The organism is Streptomyces sp. NPDC035033 (assembly GCF_040636735.1).
Taxonomy (GTDB): domain Bacteria; phylum Actinomycetota; class Actinomycetes; order Streptomycetales; family Streptomycetaceae; genus Streptomyces.
The window spans coordinates 18125-38260 of sequence record NZ_JBEZUZ010000081.1; the positions used below are offsets into that span (position 1 = coordinate 18125).

General features: G+C 72.5%; 17 protein-coding genes and 1 pseudogene. 9 read left to right on the top strand and 9 right to left on the bottom strand.

Annotation, left to right across the window (positions count from 1 at the left end; translation table 11 throughout):
* Positions 1-95: 95 nt before the first annotated feature.
* From ureA to AB0E83_RS27205, 7 genes are all read left to right on the top strand, one after another.
* Positions 96-794 carry an urease subunit gamma gene (gene ureA / locus AB0E83_RS27175; RefSeq protein ID WP_362117180.1) on the top strand — a complete coding sequence of 233 codons (699 nt, stop codon included), beginning with the start codon at positions 96-98 and terminating at the stop codon, positions 792-794.
* Positions 794-2476, top strand: a complete 1683-nt coding sequence (locus AB0E83_RS27180; protein ID WP_362117183.1) for an urease subunit alpha — start codon at positions 794-796, stop codon at positions 2474-2476. Before ureA ends, AB0E83_RS27180 begins: the two co-directional genes overlap by 1 nt.
* An 11-nt stretch (positions 2477-2487) precedes the next feature.
* Positions 2488-3507: an agmatine deiminase family protein gene (locus AB0E83_RS27185; RefSeq protein WP_362117186.1), complete on the top strand. Its 1020-nt coding sequence runs from the start codon at positions 2488-2490 to the stop codon at positions 3505-3507.
* A gap of 99 nt (positions 3508-3606) precedes the next feature.
* Positions 3607-4152 (top strand): TetR/AcrR family transcriptional regulator, encoded by a 546-nt coding sequence (locus tag AB0E83_RS27190; protein ID WP_362117221.1) that lies wholly within the window; start codon positions 3607-3609, stop codon positions 4150-4152.
* A gap of 75 nt (positions 4153-4227) precedes the next feature.
* Positions 4228-5571 carry an MFS transporter gene (locus AB0E83_RS27195; protein ID WP_362117189.1) on the top strand — a complete coding sequence of 448 codons (1344 nt, stop codon included), beginning with the start codon at positions 4228-4230 and terminating at the stop codon, positions 5569-5571.
* Between the two features lie 284 nt (positions 5572-5855).
* The gene (cimA, locus tag AB0E83_RS27200) at positions 5856-7487 is read left to right on the top strand and encodes a citramalate synthase (RefSeq protein WP_362117192.1); all 1632 of its coding nucleotides are present in this window, start codon (positions 5856-5858) and stop codon (positions 7485-7487) included.
* A gap of 51 nt (positions 7488-7538) precedes the next feature.
* Positions 7539-8888 (top strand): hypothetical protein, encoded by a 1350-nt coding sequence (locus tag AB0E83_RS27205; protein WP_362117195.1) that lies wholly within the window; start codon positions 7539-7541, stop codon positions 8886-8888.
* A 159-nt stretch (positions 8889-9047) separates the two neighbouring features.
* Here the strand turns inward: AB0E83_RS27205 and AB0E83_RS27210 are convergent, their stop codons facing one another.
* Positions 9048-9659: a YceI family protein gene (locus AB0E83_RS27210; RefSeq protein ID WP_362117197.1), complete on the bottom strand. Its 612-nt coding sequence runs from the start codon at positions 9657-9659 to the stop codon at positions 9048-9050.
* A 271-nt stretch (positions 9660-9930) separates the two neighbouring features.
* On the opposite strand from AB0E83_RS27210, the gene AB0E83_RS27215 reads away from it, so the two are divergent.
* Both AB0E83_RS27215 and AB0E83_RS27220 read left to right on the top strand, forming a co-directional pair.
* Positions 9931-11514, top strand: a complete 1584-nt coding sequence (locus AB0E83_RS27215) for an acyl-CoA carboxylase subunit beta (RefSeq protein WP_362117200.1) — start codon at positions 9931-9933, stop codon at positions 11512-11514.
* A 24-nt stretch (positions 11515-11538) separates the two neighbouring features.
* A complete protein-coding gene (locus AB0E83_RS27220; RefSeq protein WP_362117203.1) occupies positions 11539-11742 on the top strand; it encodes an acyl-CoA carboxylase subunit epsilon in 204 nt (67 codons plus the stop codon).
* Between the two features lie 89 nt (positions 11743-11831).
* On the opposite strand, the gene AB0E83_RS27225 is transcribed toward AB0E83_RS27220, so the two are convergent.
* From AB0E83_RS27225 to AB0E83_RS27260, 8 genes and pseudogenes are all read right to left on the bottom strand, one after another.
* Entirely contained in the window at positions 11832-12413 is a 582-nt protein-coding gene (locus tag AB0E83_RS27225) for an ATP/GTP-binding protein (RefSeq protein WP_282693957.1), read from the bottom strand.
* Positions 12394-12936, bottom strand: a complete 543-nt coding sequence (locus tag AB0E83_RS27230) for a DUF742 domain-containing protein (protein WP_362117206.1) — start codon at positions 12934-12936, stop codon at positions 12394-12396. Before AB0E83_RS27230 ends, AB0E83_RS27225 begins: the two co-directional genes overlap by 20 nt.
* A gap of 92 nt (positions 12937-13028) precedes the next feature.
* On the bottom strand, positions 13029-13442 hold the full coding sequence (locus tag AB0E83_RS27235) for a roadblock/LC7 domain-containing protein (RefSeq protein ID WP_128978734.1): 414 nt from the start codon (positions 13440-13442) through the stop codon (positions 13029-13031).
* Positions 13443-13449: 7 nt separating this feature from the next.
* Positions 13450-16710, bottom strand: a complete 3261-nt coding sequence (locus AB0E83_RS27240; RefSeq protein ID WP_362117209.1) for a nitrate- and nitrite sensing domain-containing protein — start codon at positions 16708-16710, stop codon at positions 13450-13452.
* Positions 16711-17061: 351 nt separating this feature from the next.
* The gene (locus tag AB0E83_RS27245) at positions 17062-17643 is read right to left on the bottom strand and encodes an ATP/GTP-binding protein (RefSeq protein WP_362117212.1); all 582 of its coding nucleotides are present in this window, start codon (positions 17641-17643) and stop codon (positions 17062-17064) included.
* Entirely contained in the window at positions 17624-18034 is a 411-nt protein-coding gene (locus AB0E83_RS27250) for a DUF742 domain-containing protein (RefSeq protein WP_362117215.1), read from the bottom strand. The genes AB0E83_RS27245 and AB0E83_RS27250 overlap by 20 nt, the downstream gene beginning before the upstream one ends.
* 155 nt (positions 18035-18189) lie before the next feature.
* Positions 18190-18603 (bottom strand): roadblock/LC7 domain-containing protein, encoded by a 414-nt coding sequence (locus AB0E83_RS27255; RefSeq protein ID WP_030496942.1) that lies wholly within the window; start codon positions 18601-18603, stop codon positions 18190-18192.
* Between the two features lie 9 nt (positions 18604-18612).
* A pseudogene (locus AB0E83_RS27260) lies at positions 18613-20136 on the bottom strand (histidine kinase); the annotation flags it as partial.

Genomic DNA, 20136 nt, shown 5'->3' on the forward strand with positions numbered 1-20136 from the left:
TGGCGCTCAATGTGACCTGCGCCCGTACCGCCCGTCAATCCTTGGAAGGATCCGTCTCAGCATTTAGAGTGTCGCTCAAACAGGAGGTGCATGACGTGCGACTGACCCCCACGGAACGCGACCGGCTGCTGCTCTTCGGCGCCGCCGAGCTCGCCCGGGCCCGCCGGGCCCGCGGGCTGCGACTGAACGTCCCCGAGGCGACCGCCCTCGTCGCGGACACCGTCTGCGAGGCGGCCCGCGACGGCAAGCGACTCGCCGAGGCCATCGAGGCGGCCCGCTCCGTCCTCGGCCCCGAGGACGTGCTGCCCGGCGTCGCCGACGTGGTGACCGAGGTCCACGTCGAGGCCGTCTTCGACGACGGCTCCCGGCTCGCCGTCGTCACCGACCCGATCGGCGGAGGCTCGCTCGGCGCCGGAGCCCCCGGCGCCCTGCTGCCCGGCCCCGGCCACCCCGAGCGGGAGCCCGCCCTCACCCTGACCGTGCGGAACACCGCGACCGTCCCGGTCAGCGTCACCTCGCACTTCCACTTCTTCGAGGCCAACCCGCGCCTCGACTTCGACCGCGCCGCCGCCTACGGCATGCGGCTCGCCATCCCCGCCGGCGCCTCCTTCCGCTTCGACCCCGGCGGCTCCGCCGAGGTCGGGCTCCTCCCGATCGGCGGCGCCCGCGTCGCCATCGGCTTCGCCGGCCTCGTCGACGGGCCGCTGGACGCGCCGGGCGCGAAGGAGGAGGCGCTGCGCCGCGCGGCCGCCTGCGGCTACCTGGGCGTCACGGCCCCGAAGGAGGACGACTGATGGATCCGTACGAGTACGCCTCCGTGCACGGCCCCCGGGCCGGCGACCGCGTCGTCCTCGGCGACTCCGGACTCGTCGTCCGGGTCGAGGCCGACTCCCAGGAGCCCGGCGAGGAGTTCCTCGCCGGCTTCGGCAAGACCGCCCGCGACGGCCTCCACCTGAAGGCCGCCGCCGTCCGCGAGACCTGCGACGTCGTCATCAGCAACGTGCTGCTGATGGACGCCGTCCAGGGCATCCGCAAGGTCTCCATCGGCATCCGCGAGGGCCGGATCCACGCCATCGGCCGGGCCGGCAACCCCGACACCCTCGACGGCGTCGACGTCGTCGTCGGCACCGGCACCTCGATCGTCTCCGGCGAGGGCCTCATCGCCACCGCCGGAGCCGTCGACACCCACGTCCACCTGCTCTCGCCCCGGATCATGGAGGCCTCGCTCGCCAGCGGCGTCACCACGATCATCGGCCAGGAGTTCGGCCCGGTCTGGGGCGTCGGCGTCAACTCGCCCTGGGCGCTCAAGCACGCCTTCAACGCCTTCGACGCCTGGCCGGTCAACATCGGCTTCCTGGCCCGCGGCTCCTCCTCCGACCCGGCCCCGCTGGTCGAGGCGCTCGCCGAGGGCGGCGCCTCCGGCTTCAAGGTCCACGAGGACATGGGCGCCCACACCCGCGCCCTGGACACCGCGCTGCGGGTCGCCGAGGACCACGACGTCCAGGTCGCCCTGCACTCGGACGGCCTCAACGAGTGCCTGTCCGTGGAGGACACCCTCCGCGTCCTGGAGGGCCGCACCATCCACGCCTTCCACATCGAGGGCTGCGGCGGCGGACACGTCCCCAACGTCCTCAAGATGGCGGGCGTGCCGAACGTCATCGGCTCCTCCACCAACCCCACCCTGCCCTTCGGCCGCGACGCGGTGGCCGAGCACTACGGGATGATCGTCTCCGTCCACGACCTGAAGACCGACCTCCCCGGCGACGCCGCCATGGCGCGCGACCGGATCCGGGCCGGGACGATGGGCGCGGAGGACGTCCTGCACGACCTCGGCGCGATCGGGATCACCTCCTCCGACGCGCAGGGGATGGGAAGGGCCGGCGAGACCGTACGCCGGACCTTCGCCATGGCCGGGAAGATGAAGGCCGAGCTCGGCCCGCTGGAGGGCGACGGCGCGCACGACGACAACGCGCGCGTGCTGCGCTACCTGGCCAAGCTCACCATCAACCCGGCGATCGCCCACGGCCTCGCCCACGAGATCGGCTCCGTCGAGGTCGGCAAGATGGCCGACATCGTGCTGTGGCGGCCCGAGTTCTTCGGCGCCAAGCCCCAGCTGGTGCTGAAGAACGGCTTCCCCGCGTGGGGGGTCACGGGCGATCCCAACGCCGCCACCGACACCTGCGAACCGCTCGTGCTCGGCCCGCTGTTCGGCGCCCACGGTGCCACCGCCGCGGACCTCTCCGTCGCCTTCGTCGCCCAGGCCGCCGTCGACCTCGGCGGCGACCGGATGCCGACCCGGCGCCGCCGCGTCCCCGTGCGCGGCACCCGGGGGATCGGCCCCGCCGACCTCCTCCTCAACTCCCGCGTCGGCGACGTCCAGGTGGACGACCGCACCGGTCTCGTCTCGCTCGACGGCTCCCCGATCCGCTCCGAGCCGGCCGACTCCGTCTCCCTGAACCGCCTCTACTTCCTCTAGGACCCGCCCCCATGACCTCGTACCGCATGCCCGCCGAGTGGACCCCGCACGAGCGGACCTGGATGGCCTGGCCCAGCCCCAACCCCACCTTCACGAGCGACGAGGAGCTCGCCGAGGCCCGCGGCGCCTGGGCCTCGGTCGCCCGCGCCGTCCGCCGCTTCGAGCCGGTGACCATGGTGGTCGCCCCCGGCGACGCCGAGGGCGCCCGCGCGCTCCTCGGCGACGGCGTCGAGCTGGTCGAGCGGGAGCTCGACGACGCCTGGATGCGCGACATCGGCCCCACCTTCGTCACGAACGGCACCGAACTGGCCGCCGTGGACTGGGTCTTCAACGGCTGGGGCGCTCAGGACTGGGCCCGCTGGGAGCACGACTCCAAGATCGCCCGCCACGTCGCGGACGCGGCCGGAGTACGCGTGCTGAGCAGCCCGCTCGTCAACGAGGGCGGCGGCCTCCACGTCGACGGCGAGGGCACCGTCCTCCTCACCGACACCGTCCAGCTCGGCTCCGGCCGCAACCCCGAGTGGAGCCGCGAGCAGGTCGAGCGGGAGATCCACGCCAAGCTCGGCACCAGCAAGGCGATCTGGCTCCCGCACGGCCTCGCCGGCGACTACGGCATGTACGGCACCCAGGGCCACGTCGACATCGTCGCCGCCTTCGCCCGCCCCGGCACCGTCCTCGTCCACAGCCAGCAGGACCCCGCCCACCCCGACTACGGCCGCTCCCGGCTGTACGTCGACATCCTCCGCGCCCAGACCGACGCCCAGGGCCGCCCCCTGGAGGTCATCGAGGTCCCCGCCCCCACCGTCCTCAAGGACGAGGAGGGCGACTGGGTCGACTACTCCTACATCAACCACTACCTCTGCAACGGCGCCGTGATCCTCTGCGCCTTCGACGACCCCCACGACGAGCTCGCCGCCGAGATCTTCCGCCGCCTCTTCCCGGAGCGCGAGGTCGTCCTGGTCGACGCCCGGACGATCTTCGCCGCGGGCGGCGGCATCCACTGCATCACCCAGCAGCAGCCCGCGGTGTAGAACGTACGAGTGAGTCAGAGCAGCAACCCGGTCCCGCCCGCCGCCCCCCGCCGGCGCAACCAGCCCGCCCCGCCCCGCGAGGAGGTCTTCGCGGCGGCCATGGACACCGTCGCCGAGCGGGGGCTCGACGGCCTGACCATGGCGGGGCTCGGCCGGCAGGTCGGGATGAGCAGCGGGCACCTGCTCTACTACTTCCGCACCAAGGACGAGCTGCTGCTCCAGACCCTGGAGTGGAGCGAGGGACGGCTCGGGGCCGAGCGGGGGGCGCTGCTCTCCCGCCCCGGCACCGCCCGCGAGCGGCTCGACGGGTACGTCGAGGTGTACGTGCCCGACGGGCCGCGCGACCCGCACTGGACGCTCTGGCTGGAGGTCTGGAACCGGTCGCAGAACGCCGCCGAGGACGCCCGCGCCCGCCAGGCCGCCATCGAGGGGGCCTGGCACCGGGACCTCGTCGCCCTCCTCGCCCAGGGCGTCTCGCGCGGCGAGTTCCGGGCCGTCGACCCGGACCGCTTCGCCACCCGGATGCGCGCCCTCCTGGACGGCTACAGCGTGCACGTGGCGGTCGGGCTCCCCGGCACGGGGCGGGCCGAAGTCCTCGCCCAGGTGCGGGAGTTCATCGACGAAACCCTGATTCCGCGAACGTAACGCACGCAAGTACTCCCGATCGTTGCCCGGTACACCCTTGTCGTGCGCCGGGCGGCTCCGGCACGGTTCCACGCCATGGGACGAGAGCACTGGAAGAAGATCTGGGTCGGTTCGGCCGGCAACATGGTCGAGTGGTTCGACTGGTTCGTGTACGCGAGCTTCGCCACCTACTTCGCGGGGGCGTTCTTCCCCGAGGGGAACGACACCGCCAAGCTCATGAACACCGCCGGCATCTTCGCCGTCGGCTTCTTCATGCGCCCGGTCGGCGGCTGGCTGCTCGGCCGGGTCGGTGACCGCAAGGGCCGCAAGGCGGCCCTCACCCTCACCGTGACGCTGATGTCCGCCTCCGCGGTCCTCATCGCCGTCGCCCCCACCTACGCCGTCGCCGGCTACGGCGGCGCCGCCGTCCTCCTCGTCGCCCGGCTCCTCCAGGGCCTCTCCGTCGGCGGCGAGTACGCCGCCAGCGCCACCTACCTCACCGAGGCGTCCGCCCCGCGGCACCGCGGCTTCGCCTCCAGCTTCCAGTACGTGTCGATGACCGCCGGCCAGATCCTCGGCCTCGGCCTCCAGATCGTCCTCCAGCGGACCATGTCCACCGAGGCCCTGCACAGCTGGGGCTGGCGCATCCCCTTCGTCGTCGGCGCCCTCGGCGCGGCCGTGGTCTTCTACCTGCGCCGCAACATGCTGGAGACCGAGGTGTACGAGGAGACCGCCGACGACGGCGTCGGGAGCGGCGAGAAGGGCACCCTCAAGGCCCTGTGGGCGCACCGGCGCGAGGCCTTCCTCGTCGTCGCGCTCACCATGGGCGGCACGGTGGCCTACTACACGTACACCACCTACCTGACCAAGTACCTCTCCAACAGCGCCGGGCTGCCCAAGCAGACCGCCACCCTGGTCTCCTTCTGCGCCCTGATCGTCTTCGCCTGCCTCCAGCCGCTCGCCGGCCGGCTCTCGGACCGGATCGGCCGCCGCCCCCTGCTCATCACCTTCGCGATCGGCTCGACCCTCCTCACCGTGCCGATCATGACGATGCTGAAGCACGCGGGCTCCTTCTGGCCCGCCCTCGGGCTCGCCCTGCTCGCCCTGGTCGTCGTCACCGGCTACACCTCGATCAACGCCTGCGTGAAGGCCGAGCTCTTCCCGACCGGCATCCGCGCCCTCGGCGTCGCCCTGCCCTACGCGATCGCCAACGCCCTCTTCGGCGGCACGGCGGAGTACGTGGCCCTGTGGTTCAAGGACTCCGGGGCCGAGTCCGGCTACTACTGGTACGTGGCGGGCTGCGCGGCCGTCTCGCTGGTCGTCTACCTCACCATGCGGGAGACCCGCGACATCGACCTCGGCCGGGTCGGGGCCGCCGCGCCCGCCCCCGGCGCCGTACCGGCCACCCGGAAGGAGGACGCCCTGGATTCCGCATCGTGAGATCCGCGTCCTGAACCGCGCGGGCCTGTGGCAGACTGCGGGCGTGCTCGCTACCACGATGATTATCGGCAGCGGCGCGCCGGTCCGCAGTGACCGCTGACCCCCGGGACCCCACCCCCGGAACGGCGGCCACCGTGCCCCAGACCCGCGCGCAGACCTCTCGCACCCGCGAGGGGTTTTTTCGTTTTCCGGCCCCATCCACGCCGGAGACGGACCACGCGTGAGAATGGGGGCAAGTGGATCCAGACCTTCCGGAGCCACATCCGACAGGAGCCAACACAGTCATGACCACCGAGAGCGGCGAGAACCCCCGCCCGGGCGCCGGCCCGGCCGACGACAGCTTCCACGTCTTCGACACGACGCTCCGCGACGGAGCCCAGCGCGAGGGCATCAACCTCACCGTCGCGGACAAGCTGACCATCGCCCGGCACCTCGACGAGTTCGGTGTCGGCTTCATCGAGGGCGGCTGGCCCGGCGCCAACCCGCGGGACACCGAGTTCTTCGCCCGCGCCCGCCAGGAGATCAGCTTCAAGAACGCGCGGCTCGTCGCCTTCGGCGCCACCCGCCGGGCCGGCGGCACCGCCGCCGACGACCCGCAGGTCAAGGCGCTCCTCGACTCCGGCGCCCCGGTGATCACCCTGGTGGCCAAGTCCCACGACCGGCACGTCGAACTGGCCCTGCGCACCACCCTCGACGAGAACCTGGAGATGGTCCGCGACACCGTCTCCCACCTGGTCGCCCAGGGCCGCCGGGTCTTCGTCGACTGCGAGCACTTCTTCGACGGCTACAAGGCGAACCCCGACTACGCCAAGGCCGTCGTCCGCGCCGCGCACGAGGCCGGCGCCGACGTCGTCGTCCTCTGCGACACCAACGGCGGCATGCTCCCCGCCCAGATCCAGGCCGTCGTCGCCACCGTCCTCGCCGACACCGGCGCCCGGCTCGGCATCCACGCCCAGGACGACACCGGCTGCGCCGTCGCCAACACCCTCGCCGCCGTCGACGCGGGCGCCACCCACGTGCAGTGCACCGCCAACGGCTACGGCGAGCGGGTCGGCAACGCCAACCTCTTCCCGGTCGTCGCCGCCCTGGAGCTCAAGTACGGCAAGAAGGTGCTGCCCGACGGCGCCCTCGCCGAGATGACCCGCATCTCGCACGCCATCGCCGAGGTCGTCAACCTCACCCCCTCCACCCACCAGCCGTACGTCGGCGTCTCCGCCTTCGCCCACAAGGCCGGCCTGCACGCCTCCGCCATCAAGGTCGACCCCGACCTCTACCAGCACATCGACCCCGAGCTGGTCGGCAACACCATGCGGATGCTCGTCTCCGACATGGCCGGCCGCGCCTCCATCGAGCTCAAGGGCAAGGAGCTCGGCGTCGACCTCGGCGGCGACCGCGCGCTGGTCGCCCGGGTGGTCGAGCGGGTCAAGGAGCGCGAGCTCCAGGGCTACACCTACGAGGCCGCCGACGCCTCCTTCGAGCTGCTGCTGCGCGCCGAGGCGGAGGGCCGGGCCCGCCGCTACTTCCGCACCGAGTCCTGGCGGGCGATCACCGAGAACCGCCCCGACGGCACCCACGCCAACGAGGCCACCGTCAAGCTGTGGGCCAAGGGCGAGCGGATGCTCGCCACCGCCGAGGGCAACGGCCCGGTCAACGCCCTCGACCGCGCCCTGCGGGTCGCCCTGGAGCGGATCTACCCGCAGCTCGCCAAGTTCGAGCTGGTCGACTACAAGGTCCGCATCCTCGAAGGCCGGCACGGCACCGAGTCCACCACCCGCGTCCTCATCACCACGAGCGACGGCAACGCCGAGTGGTCGACCGTCGGCGTCGGCGAGAACGTGATCGCGGCCTCCTGGCAGGCCCTGGAGGACGCCTTCACCTACGGCCTGCTGCGCGCGGGGGTGGACCCCGCCGAATGACAGGTTCCGCCCGGTATGTCTAGTTCGATCCTGTTCGGGTAATTTCGAACCATGAGGACCAGGGCGATTCCGGTGTGGTCGGCCCTCGGCGGGCTGATCCTCCTGCTGCTCCTGGCCCTGGCCCCCGCGTCGGCGGGGGCCAGGGCCACGGGCGTCCCCGACGCGGGGGCCGCGCTGAGACAGGGCCCGGTCTACGTCGACCCGGGCGCGGCCGGCCAGCTCTCCACGGCGGACGCGGCCGCCCTCGCGGAGAAGATCGAGGACGCGGACAAACCGCTCTTCGTGGCGGTGCTGCCGGAGGGCGCGGAGTACCCGCCGCAGGGGCTCATCGACAACCTGCGGGAGCAGACGGGCCTCGCCGGGGTGTACGCGGTGCGGCTCGGCGACCGGTTCGACGCGAAGGCCGACAGCCGGGTGCTGTCGCCGGCCGCGGTGGACAACATGGTCGCCGCCGTCACCCGTCCCGGCACCGACGCCGCCACCGAGCTGAACGCCTTCGCCGACCAGGCCCTCCCCGCGATGCGCGGCTCCGCGCCGGACGCCTGGGCGGGCGGCTCCGACTCCGGCGTCCCGGTCGCCGGCCTGGTCACCCTCGGCGCGGTCGCCGCCGTCGGCGGCGCGGGCGCCTACGCGGTGGTGCGCGGCCGGCGCAGGCGCAAGGAGGCCGAGGAGCGGGCCGCCCTGGAGAAGCTCCGGGTCGTCGTCGACGAGGACATCACCGCCTTCGGCGAGGAGCTGGAGCGGCTCGACTTCCACCCCGCCGAGGCCGGTGCCGACGAGGCGATGCGCGCCGACTACGAACGGGCCCTCGACTCCTACGACCGGGCGAAGGCCCTGATGGGCTCGGCGACCCGGCCGCACGACGTCCGCGGGGTGACCCAGGCCCTGGAGGACGGGCGCTACGCGCTGGCGGTGCTCGACGCCCGCCGCGCCTCCCGCCCGCTGCCCGAGCGCCGGCCGCCGTGCTTCTTCGACCCGCGCCACGGCCCCTCGACCGAGGACCGCACCTGGACCCCGGCCGGCGGGGCGGCCCGCCAGGTCCCGGTCTGCGCGGCCGACGCGGCCCGCCTGGACGACGGCGAGGACCCGCGGGCCCGCACCGTCGAGACCGAGACCGGCCGCCGCCCCTACTGGGAGGCCGGACCCGCCTACGGCCCCTGGGCGGGCGGCTACTTCGGCGGCGGCCTCCTGCCCGGCCTCCTCGTGGGCACCCTCCTCGGCTCCGCCCTCTCCACCCCCGCCTACGCCACCGAGTACGGCGGCCCCGACTTCCAGGACGGCGACGCCGGCGGCGACTTCGGGGGCGGGGACTTCGGCGGGGGCGACTTCGGCGGCGGGGACTTCGGGGGCGGCGGCGACTTCGGCGGGGGCGGCGGCTTCGACGGCGGCGGAGGCTTCTGACGCCCCCGCCGGACCGGCGGTACCGTCGAGGGGGCGGCCGGCCGCGTCGTTCTCGTACTTCGCCCCGTGGACGCCGAGCGCCCGCCGTCCGCGGGGGGAAGCGGAGGGCGGGCGCGCTCGGGGGGCCGTCGGACCGGGCGGGGCCGGACGGCGCGGGCGTCAGGCGGCGTTCTTGACGGCGGAGATGTCGAAGTTCAGCTTGACCTTGTCGCTGACCATGACGCCGCCGGTCTCCAGGGCCGCGTTCCAGGTGAGGCCCCACTCGGAGCGGAGGATCTCGGCGGAGCCCTCGAAGCCGACGCGCTCGTTGCCGTAGACGTCCGTGGCGGCGCCGTTGAACTCCAGGTCGATGGAGAGCGGCCTGGTGACGTCCTTGATGGTCAGGTCGCCGGTGATCCGGTACTTGTCGCCGCCGAGCTGCGCCGCCTCGGTGGAGCGGAAGGTCATCAGGGGGAACCGCTCGGCGTCGAAGAAGTCGCCGCCGCGCAGGTGGTTGTCGCGGTCCCCGATGCCGGTGTCGACGGAGGCGATCTTGACGTCGATGGAGGCGGTGGAGGCGGCCGGGTCGGTGCCGTCCAGCCGCAGCGTGCCCTCGTGCTCGGCGAAGGAGCCGCGGACGTTGGTGACCATGGCGTGGCGGACGGTGAAGCCGATGCTGCTGTGCGCCGGGTCGATGGTGTACTCGCCGGTCAGGGCGGCCAGGGCGGGGTCCACGGGGAGGGTGGCGGTGGCGGTGGCGACCTCGTTGTTCTTGCGGCCGAAGAGACCCATGGTGTGCTCCTTGTCGGGGGGTGTTGTTGAACCTTCAACGAGAACGACTGTAGCCCCATTCCGTTCAACATTCAACATCTCTCGGAAAGGTTCGCCCGAACAGCGCAGTGCGGCTCCGCTTTTTATGGGAATCCCACAATCAAAGGGGGTGTCAGGCTGTGGACTCGCTCCGTAGTCCCCCCGGTTCTGTCCGTCCCCACCAGGAATCGACACGCGAGACTGTACGGAGTCGACGGCGGGGTTTTCTTGGTCGACTTCGTAGGGTCGGTACATGACCCTTGTCGACGAGATCCCGAGCGAGCCCACCGACGCACGTGGCCGCGTCGCCGAACTGCACGTCCTGCGCGAGCAGGCGCTGGCCGGTCCCAGCGAGCGCGCGACCGAGGCCCAGCACGCGAAGGGCAAGCTGACCGCGCGGGAGCGCATCGAGCTGCTCCTCGACCCGGGTTCCTTCAACGAGGTCGAGCAGCTGCGCCGGCACCGCGCGCAGGGCTTCGGCCTGGAGGCCAAGAAGCCCTACACCGACGGCGTCATCACCGGCTGGGGCACCGTCGAGGGCCGCACGGTCTTCGTCTACGCCCACGACTTCCGGATCTTCGGCGGCGCCCTCGGCGAGGCCCACGCCACCAAGATCCACAAGATCATGGACATGGCCATCGCGGCCGGTGCCCCGCTGGTCTCCCTCAACGACGGCGCCGGCGCCCGCATCCAGGAGGGCGTCTCCGCCCTCGCCGGCTACGGCGGCATCTTCCAGCGCAACACCAAGGCGTCCGGCGTCATCCCGCAGATCAGCGTGATGCTCGGCCCGTGCGCCGGCGGCGCCGCCTACAGCCCCGCCCTCACGGACTTCGTCTTCATGGTCCGCGAGACCTCGCAGATGTTCATCACCGGCCCGGACGTCGTCAAGGCGGTCACCGGCGAGGAGATCACCCAGAACGGCCTCGGCGGCGCCGACGTGCACGCCGAGACCTCCGGCGTCGCGCACTTCGCGTACGACGACGAGGAGACCTGCATCGCCGAGGTCCGCTACCTCCTGTCGATGCTCCCGCAGAACAACCGCGAGAACCCGCCGGCCGTCGCCTCCGAGGACCCGGCCGACCGGCGCTCCGACGTCCTGCTCGACCTGGTGCCCGCCGACGGCAACCGCCCGTACGACATGCACAAGGTCATCGAGGAGCTCGTCGACGACGGCGACTTCCTGGAGATCCACGAGCGCTGGGCGCGCAACATCATCTGCGCGATGGCCCGCCTCGACGGCCAGGTCGTCGGCATCGTCGCCAACCAGCCGCAGTCCCTCGCCGGCGTCCTCGACATCGAGGCCTCCGAGAAGGCCGCGCGCTTCGTCCAGATGTGCGACGCCTTCAACATCCCGATCATCACCCTTCTGGACGTCCCCGGCTTCCTGCCCGGCGTCGACCAGGAGCACGGTGGAATCATCCGCCACGGCGCGAAGCTGCTGTACGCGTACTGCAACGCGACCGTGCCCCGGATCTCGCTGATCCTGCGCAAGGCGTACGGCGGCGCGTACATCGTCATGGACTCCCAGTCGATCGGCGCCGACCTGACGTACGCCTGGCCCACCAACGAGATCGCGGTCATGGGCGCCGAGGGCGCCGCCAACGTGATCTTCCGCAAGCAGATCGCCGAGGCCGAGGACCCCGAGGCCATGCGCGCCCGCATGGTCAAGGAGTACAAGGCCGAGCTGATGCACCCGTACTACGCGGCCGAGCGCGGTCTCGTCGATGACGTCATCGACCCCGCCGACACCCGCCAGGTGCTCATCCGGTCCCTCGCCATGCTCCGCACCAAGCACGCCGACCTGCCGTCCCGCAAGCACGGCAACCCGCCGCAGTAAGACTTCAGCAAGGAGTCCACCGAAGTGACCACGCCTGCCACAGCCAACCTTCTCCGCGTCGAGAAGGGCCACGCCGACCCCGAGGAGCTGGCCGCCATCACCGCGGTCCTGCTCGCCCGCGCCGCCGCCCAGCCCGAGCCGGCCGCCGCCCACCGCGGCCGCACCGCGGCCGGCTGGCGCCGCCTGGAGCGCGAGAACGGCTTCCGCGCCCCGCACAGCTGGCGCTGACGCCCCCGGCGTACGGAAAGGGCCCCCGCTCCTTCGAGGAGCGGGGGCCCTTTCGCGTGGCGCTGTCACCGACGAGCCCGGCGGGACGGTTACCGCAGGCGGGCCATGAGGGCATGCTCGACGAGGGTGATGAGCGCGCTCTTGGCGTCCGCGCGGTGGCGGGCGTCGGTGGTGATGATGGGGGTGTCGGGGCCGATCTGGAGGGCCTCGCGGACCTCGTCGGGGGTGTAGGGCTGGTTTCCGTCGAAGCCGTTGAGGGCGATGACGAAGGGGAGGCCGCTGTTCTCGAAGTAGTCGACGGCGGGGAAGCAGTCGGCGAGGCGGCGGGTGTCGACGAGGACGACGGCGCCGATGGCGCCGCGGACGAGGTCGTCCCACATGAACCAGAAGCGGTCCTGACCGGGGGTACCGAAGAGGTACAGGATCAGGTCCTGGTCGAGCGTGATGCGGCCGAAGTCCATGGCGACAGTCGTCGTCGTCTTGTCGCCGGTGTGCGTGAGGTCGTCGATGCCCGCGGACGCGGACGTCATGACGGCCTCGGTACGCAGCGGGTTGATCTCCGAGACGGCGCCGACGAACGTGGTCTTGCCCACGCCGAAGCCGCCCGCCACCACGATCTTCGCGCTGGTGGTAGAACGGGCCGCACCGCCGCTAGAGCTTGCGAAGTCCACTGAGCACCCTTTCGAGCAGTGTCACGTCTGGCTGACCGCCGGCGGCCTCGTCGCCGCCGGGCTGGTGGATGGCGACAAGTCCGGCCTCGGCCAGGTCGGCGACGAGGATCCGGGCAACGCCGAGGGGGATGGAGAGAAGGGCCGAGATCTCCGCGACCGACTTGATCTCGAAGCACAGCCGGCAGATCCGCTGGTGCTCGGGCAACTGCCCCTGCAGCCGGGCCGGATCGGCCGTGGTGCTGACCAGCGCCTCGATGGCGAGCTGGTAGCGCGGCCGGGTCCGGCCACCGGTCATCGCGTAGGGACGCACGAGCGGGTTGTGCCCGCCGCCCGCGCCCGCCGCGGCCCGCGGGACGCGCGGGGCCGGGGCCTCGGGCTGCGCCTGCGGCTGCCCGTAGCCCTGGGGGACGCCCTGTCTGCTGGGTGCGGAAGGGAAGTTGTACCGGTTCTGCGCGGTGTCGCCGAGCGGCGCCTGATGCGCGTCGAAACCGTTGTAGGGGTTCGCCCCCGGGGGTGTTCCCACGTCTCCTCCTCCGACTGCCTCGCGGCCCGTGTCCCTTGGACCGCGTCACCGCACCCTAACGGTGCGGTGACGTGAAACGCACTGTGTGTCTGTTAGTTGAGAAGACTTCCCTGGAGCTCCGCCCGCAGGTCCGGGGTGAGGACGGAACCCGCGCGGTCCACCAGCAGGGCCATCTCGTAGCCCACGAGGCCGATGTCGGACTCCGGGTGGGCGAGGACGGCCAGCGAGGAACCGTCCGAGATCGACATGATGAAGAGGAAGCCGCGCTCCATCTCCACCACGGTCTGGTTGACCGCGCCGCCCTCGAAGATCCGGGACGCGCCAGCGGTCAGCGAGGTCAGCCCGGAGGCGACCGCCGCCAGCTGGTCGGCACGGTCGCGGGGGAACCCCTCGGACATCGCCAGCAGGAGTCCGTCGGCGGAGACCACCACCGTGTGCGACACCCCGGGGGTGTTGTCCACGAAGTTGGTGATCAACCAGTTCAGATTCTGCGCCGCCTGGCTCATGCTCACACTAACGCTCCTGGTTGTAGGTACTGCCCGGGCCGAGGCCCGATCCGTTCGTGTCCGTTCCCGCGGTGCGTCCCTGCTGGACGCCCCGGCGCAGGTTGCTCAACCTGCCCCGCACGTCCTCGGGTGCGCGGGAGACCTGGGGGCCGCCCTGCGGGGTCTGCTCCGCGGTGCCCTCGACCAGGTTGGCCTTGGGGACGCGCCGGGGGAGGCCGGACGGAGTGACCCCGCCCGCCTTCGGCTCGCGGAGCTTCTTGGCCTGCTCCCAGCGCTCGTCATTGGCCGAGCGCCATTCGTCGGAGCCGTCGTTCTCGCTCTTCTCGTCCTGCCCCGCCGGCTGCGCGGGCTGGGCCGGCGGCACGGGCCGCTGCGCCCGGGGCGCCTGCGGGGCGGCACCGCCGCGGCGCGGCAGACCGGCGTCGGTCAGTGCCTGGCCGGCGTCCGGAGCGGGACTCGGAGCCGGAGCCGGACGGTCGAAGCCTACGCGCTCACGGCCCTGTTCGGGAGCGGCCGGCGAAGATTCCGATTCCGGCCGGTAACCCTGGTCGAAAGCGCCCTGGTAGGAGCTCTGCTCAGGCCACTCGCCCTGGTGGGACTGGCCTTCGAACGCCTGATCGTAACCGGCGTGGGCCGTCTCCTGGGCGCCGTACGCCGCTTCCGCATACGCCTGCTGCGGGTACCCGCCGGGCTGCTGGTCGTACCCCTCGTAGCCCTGCTGCTGCGGGTAGCCGTAGCCGTCCTGCGGCTGCTGCTCGTAGCCCTGGGCGTACTCCTGGCCGTACTCGGCGCCGTACTCCTGGGCCTGCTCCTGGCCGTACTCCTGGCCCTGCCGCTCGTACCCGGAGGCGTACTCCTGGCCGTAGCCCTGCTCCTGGCCGTACTCGGCGCCGTACTCCTGGCCCTGCTCCGCCTCGTCCTGGAAGGACGGGCGGTCGCCGCCCTGGTGGACCTGGGCCTCCAGGGCCGCGCGGCGCTCCTCGCGCAGCAGCGAGCGGTTGACCGGGTCCAGCGGACGGCCCTCGCCCTGCTGCTCGTAGCGCGAGTCGTCGAAGCCGAGCTCGGCCGCGGTGCGCATCGGGGCCGCGGCGGCCTCGAAGCCGCCCTGCTGCTGCGGGATGATCTGGGAGACGGTGAAGTCGTCCTGGACCGGCTGCTCGCCACCGCCACCGTGGGTGATCGCGTCCGGCAGCATGATCAGCGAGGTGGTGCCCGCCTGCTCGCCCGAGGGGCGGAGCTGGACCCGGATGCCGTGGCGGTCGGAGAGCCGGCCGACCACGAACAGGCCCATGCGCTGGGAGACGGCGGCGTCCACCGTCGGCGGATTGGCCAGCTTGTGGTTGATGTCCGCGAAGTCCTCGGCGGTGAGGCCGATGCCCTTGTCGTGGATCTCGACCATCACGCGGCCGTCGGGGAGACGGGTCGCGGTGACGCGGACCTTGGTCTGCGGGGAGGAGAACGTGGTGGCGTTCTCCAGGAGCTCGGCGAGCAGGTGCACGAGGTCGGTCACGGCCTGGCCGTGGATGTCGGCCTCCGGCACGCCGGCGATCTCGATGCGCTCGTACTGCTCCACCTCGGAGGAGGCGGCGCGCAGCACGTCGACCAGCGGGACCGGCTGGTCCCAGCGGCGGCCCGGCTCCTCGCCGGCGAGGACGAGGAGGTTCTCGCCGTTGCGGCGCATGCGGGTGGCCAGGTGGTCCAGCTTGAAGAGGTTCTCCAGCTGGTCCGGGTCGGCCTCGTTGTTCTCCAGGTCGGTGATGAGGGTCAGCTGGCCCTCGATCAGCGACTGGTTGCGGCGCGAGAGGTTGGTGAAGATCGCGTTGACGTTGCCGCGGAGCATGGCCTGCTCGGCGGCGAGCCGCACGGCCTCGCGGTGGACCTGGTCGAAGGCGCGGGCGACCTCGCCGATCTCGTCCTGCGAGTCGATCGGGATGGGCTGGACGCGGGTGTCGACCCGGCCCGGCTCGGTGCGGGAGAGCTGGTCGACCAGCATCGGCAGGCGCTGCTCGGCGATGCCGAAGGCGGCGGTGCGCAGCTCGCGCATCGAGCGGCTCATCTGGCGGGCCATCATCCCGGCCAGGACGAAGGCGGCGAGCAGGGCGACGACGACGACGGCGCCGATGACCCAGGCGTCCGTCTTGGCGTCGTCGGAGATCTCGGCGGCCTCGGCCACGGCCTTGTCGACGAGGACCTTCTCGACCTCGCTGTAGCCCTCGAACTTGGAGGTGGCGATCGCCATCCAGGTCTCGGCGTTGATCCCCTTGGCCGCGAGGGCCTTGATCGCGTCGGCGTCCTGGGCGGTGCCGATCGCGCCCGCCACGCCGGAGTAGACCGAGCCGTCCTTGCCCTTGGGCAGGGAGAGGCCGGCGGTCTCCAGCCGCTTCTCGCCCTCGGCGGCCCTGTCGCCCATGACCTTCTTCAGGCGCTCGACGTCCTCGACGGTGCCACCGGAGTTGTACTCGCCGAGGGCGATCTGCTCCAGGTAGTTGTACGAGTTGAAGGCGACGGACTGCTGGGCGAAGACGCTGTCCTTGGCGCTGGGCCGGACGAGCAGCTGGGTGCCGATGGAGCGCTGGAGCGACTCGGCGCCCTTGGAGAGCTGGATCGCGTAGACGGTCCGGCCGTAGCTGGTGATGTTGCCGGTGCCCAGGCCGAGCTCGTTGGAGAACTCCATGAGGTAGTGCTGGACGCCGGTGTAGCCGAGCTGGGTGTTCACCGGGTCGAGCGCGGCCGTGTAGGCGTTCTTGCGGAGCGCCGCGAGCTTGGGCTCCTCGTTCTTGAACGTCTGCAGACGCCGTTCGAGGCCCTGGCCCGAGGGCATGTTCTCGACGGCCTTGTCGAACGCGGCGCGGGCCGCGTCGGTGGCCGCGTACGCCTTGGTGATCTCCTCGCCCGCGCGGTCCTTGCCGGAGAGCAGCGGGGCGGCCGTCAGGTCGCGCTCGTTGAGGAGGGCGGTGGAGTACTCCGAGGCGGCGCGCACGATGAGCGCCGTCTTCTCGGCGTCCTGCGCCTCCTGCCAGGTGTCGATGGCCCCCTTCACCTGGAAGCCGCCCATGACGAGGCCGACGAGCACGGGTATGAGGAGGATCGCGTTCAGCCGGGTGGGCACGCGCCAGTTGCGCGGGGACAGCTTGCTGGAGCTGCCCCGGGGAGCGGGGGCGGGAGGGGGCGTCACCGGTACGTCCGCGGGCGACACCGCGCCGCGCGACGGCGGGGTGAAGTTGCCCCGCGCCTCCTGCTCCGCGGAGCCATCCATGCTGCGCCTCACTCGACCAACAACCTCTCGGCGTCGGCACCTACGTCGTGCCGGTGTTTCGTTCAGGGCCGTACTACTCGGGAGTTCATGAATTGCAGCACGTGAAGGGGGTCGGTTCCAAACAGTGGGACGGGGCCGCTTCCCGTGGTCCACGCCTCGCATAAAACGGGCATAAAGAACGAGCCCCGCCAAATGGCGGGGCTCATGTGAGCGCAGTGACACCGATCGGATGCGTCGGGTGTCCGGGGCGCCCGAATTCTCTGTCGAAATGTTATGAAGCCCGCACCGGCCCGTGTCGAAGGACACAGCCCGGCGCAGGCCGCGCCGGCCCGGGGGCATATGACAACTGCCCTGGTGGGACCCCTACTTGAGGCGGGCCATGAGGGCGTGCTCGACGAGGGTGATGAGCGCGCTCTTGGCGTCCGCGCGGTGGCGGGCGTCGGTGGTGATGATGGGGGCGTCGGGGCCGATCTGGAGGGCCTCGCGGACCTCGTCGGGGGTGTAGGGCTGGTTTCCGTCGAAGCCGTTGAGGGCGATGACGAAGGGGAGGCCGCTGTTCTCGAAGTAGTCGACGGCGGGGAAGCAGTCGGCGAGGCGGCGGGTGTCGACGAGGACGACGGCGCCGATGGCGCCGCGGACGAGGTCGTCCCACATGAACCAGAAGCGGTCCTGACCGGGGGTACCGAAGAGGTACAGGATCAGGTCCTGGTCGAGCGTGATGCGGCCGAAGTCCATCGCCACCGTGGTGGTGGTCTTGCCACCGGTGTGGGTCAGGTCGTCGATCCCGGCGGAGGCCGCGGTCATCACGGCCTCGGTGCGCAGCGGGTTGATCTCCGAGACGGCGCCGACGAACGTGGTCTTGCCCACGCCGAAGCCACCGGCCACCACGATCTTCGCGCTGGTGGTCGATCTGGCGGCACCGCCGTTAGAGCTTGCGAAGTCCACTGAGCACCCTTTCGAGCAGTGTCACGTCCGGCGTGCCGCCGGCTTCTCCGTTGCCCGGCTGGTGGATCGCCACCATGCCCGCCTCGGCCAGGTCGGCCACGAGGATCCGGGCGACGCCGAGCGGCATCGACAGCAGGGCGGACACCTCGGCCACCGACTTGACCTCACGGCACAGGTGGCAGATGCGCTGGTGCTCCGGGAGGAGCGTGGCGAGGTGCGCCGGGTCGGCCGTGGTGCTGACCAGCGCCTCGATGGCGAGCTGGTAGCGCGGCCGGGTCCGGCCGCCGGTCATCGCGTAGGGACGGACCAGCGGCTGGTCGCCCTCATGACCGTACGGGTCGTCCAGGGACGAGCCACCGTACGGATCGTGATGGGCGGGGGGCGGGGTCATGAATCCTCCGGGCGTGACAGCAAGACCTCTGCCGTCTGATGGGGCCGGTGGGGGGCCGGATGGGGCGGCCGGACGATTGAACGGTGCCGGGGGCGGTACGTGTGGGGGAGTACCGCCCCGTCGGGGGGACAGGTGCCGTGAGCGGGTGGGGACCGCTAGTGCAGCAGGCTGCCCTGGAGCTCCGCGCGGAGATCCGGGGTGAGGACGCTGCCGGCCCGGTCGACCAGCAGCGCCATCTCGTAGCCCACGAGGCCGATGTCGCACTCCGGGTGCGCGAGCACGGCCAGCGAGGAACCGTCCGAGACCGACATGAGGAAGAGGAAGCCGCGCTCCATCTCCACCACGGTCTGTGCCACGGGACCGCCCTCGAAGATCCGGGAGGCGCCCGCGGTCAGCGAGGTGAGCCCGGAGGCGACCGCCGCCAGCTGGTCGGCACGGTCGCGGGGGAATCCTTCGGACATGGCAAGGAGCAGACCGTCGGCGGAGACCACCACCGTGTGCGACACCCCGGGGGTGTTGTCCACGAAGTTGGTGATCAACCAGTTCAGGTTCTGCGCCGCCTGGCTCATCGCGCTCAACTATCGCTCCTGCTGGTGGTTCGGACCGAGGTGGAAGCTACCCGTGGTCGAGTTGCCCGCCTGCCGGCCCTGCTGGATGCCGCGGCGCAGGTTGGTGAGCCGGCCGCGGACGTCGTCGGGTGCACGCGAGACCTGGGGGCCGGCCGTGTGGGCCTGCTCCTGGGCGGTCCCGGGTACGAGGTTGGCCTTCGGCACACGGCGCGGAAGACCGGAGGTGGTGACCCCGCCGGCGGACGGCTTGCGCGCCCGCTCGGCCTGGCGCACCAGGTCGTCGTTGGGCGAGGGCCGCCAGGCGGCCGAGCCCGTCCGGCCGCCGTCACCGGCCGCCGGACCGCCGGTCGGGCGCGGACCCGCCGGGGCGGGCTGCTGCACGACCGGGGTCTGCGTGGTCCGCTCGGCCTCGGGCGTCCGCTGCGCGGGCCCGCCCGGGGCCTGCTGCTGACCCTGGTCCTGGTGGAACCAGTTGGTCTCCAGCGTGTCGAAGAGCGGGGTGCGCCCGTCGCCCGCGGCCGGCGCCGGCGGCAGGGCCTCCGGACGGCGCGGCCGGCTGAGCTGCGGCTGACGCGGCTCGGGCGCCTGCGGGGCGCCGTGCCGCGGAGCCTGCGGCCCGGCCTGCTGGAGCCCGGGCTGCTGCGGGAGCCCGCCCTGCTGGGGGCCCGCCTGCCGGGGCTGCTGCGGAGCCCCCGGGAACCCGCCCTGCTGGGGCGCGCCGAAGTCGTCGCCGGCGGGCCGGCGCGGGGCCGGGGCCTGCGGGGCCTGCTGCTGGGCCTGCGGTACGAAGGGCTGGCCGCCGTACGACGGGCGGTCCTGGTACTGCGGGGCCTGGGGCGCCTGCGGGGCGCCGAGGTCCGGGCGCGGGAACTGGCCGGTCGAACCGGGACCCTGCGGGGCCTGAGGGGCACCGAAGTCCGGGCGCGGGAACTGGCCCGTGGAGCCGGGGCCCTGCGGAGCGTCGTAGTCCGGGCGCGCGAACTGCGCGGTGGACGCCGGGTCCTGGTACTGCGGGGCCTGGGGCGCCTGGAAGTCCGGGCGGGCGAACTGGCCGGTCGAACCGGGGCCCTGCGGGGCGCCCGGCGCGGCGAACGCGCCCGTGGTCTCCGGGTCGTCGTGGCCGCGCGGGGCGTCCAGCGGCGTCATGTCCTGCTGCGGGCGGCGCACCGGCTGCTGGGCCGGGTCGCTGCCCCAGCTCGCGGCCTGCGGGCGCTGCGGCTGGGGGTTGCCGCCGGGCAGCTCGGCGCGCGGGAAGCCGTTCGGGGCGCCCAGCGGGTCCTGCTGCTGCGGGGCCTGGGGCGCCTGCGGCTCCTGCTGGCGGCCGCCCCACACGTCCGTGCGGGACGGGATGGCGCTGGCCGCGCCGCCGATGAGACCGGCGCCGGGGCCGGGCTGCTGCGGCTGGGGGAGCTGCGGAAGCTGACCGGTCTGCTCCAGCTGGGCGTTGGCCGGCTGGGGCTGCTGCGGGGCCTGGGGGGCCTGCGGCGCGCCGTCACGGGCGGGCAGCGCGGTGCGCGGGCCGCCGGCCGGGCC

Coding starts and splice junctions, on each gene's coding strand:
- cimA (WP_362117192.1), top strand. CDS start 5,856: ATGACCACCGAGAGCGGCGAGAACCCCCGCCCGGGCGCCGGCCCGGCC.
- AB0E83_RS27195 (WP_362117189.1), top strand. CDS start 4,228: ATGGGACGAGAGCACTGGAAGAAGATCTGGGTCGGTTCGGCCGGCAAC.
- AB0E83_RS27180 (WP_362117183.1), top strand. CDS start 794: ATGGATCCGTACGAGTACGCCTCCGTGCACGGCCCCCGGGCCGGCGAC.
- AB0E83_RS27235 (WP_128978734.1), bottom strand. CDS start 13,442: ATGAGCCAGGCGGCGCAGAATCTGAACTGGTTGATCACCAACTTCGTG.
- AB0E83_RS27215 (WP_362117200.1), top strand. CDS start 9,931: ATGACCCTTGTCGACGAGATCCCGAGCGAGCCCACCGACGCACGTGGC.
- AB0E83_RS27205 (WP_362117195.1), top strand. CDS start 7,539: ATGAGGACCAGGGCGATTCCGGTGTGGTCGGCCCTCGGCGGGCTGATC.
- AB0E83_RS27255 (WP_030496942.1), bottom strand. CDS start 18,603: ATGAGCCAGGCGGCGCAGAACCTGAACTGGTTGATCACCAACTTCGTG.
- AB0E83_RS27250 (WP_362117215.1), bottom strand. CDS start 18,034: ATGACCCCGCCCCCCGCCCATCACGATCCGTACGGTGGCTCGTCCCTG.
- AB0E83_RS27210 (WP_362117197.1), bottom strand. CDS start 9,659: ATGGGTCTCTTCGGCCGCAAGAACAACGAGGTCGCCACCGCCACCGCC.
- AB0E83_RS27185 (WP_362117186.1), top strand. CDS start 2,488: ATGACCTCGTACCGCATGCCCGCCGAGTGGACCCCGCACGAGCGGACC.
- AB0E83_RS27190 (WP_362117221.1), top strand. CDS start 3,607: ATGGACACCGTCGCCGAGCGGGGGCTCGACGGCCTGACCATGGCGGGG.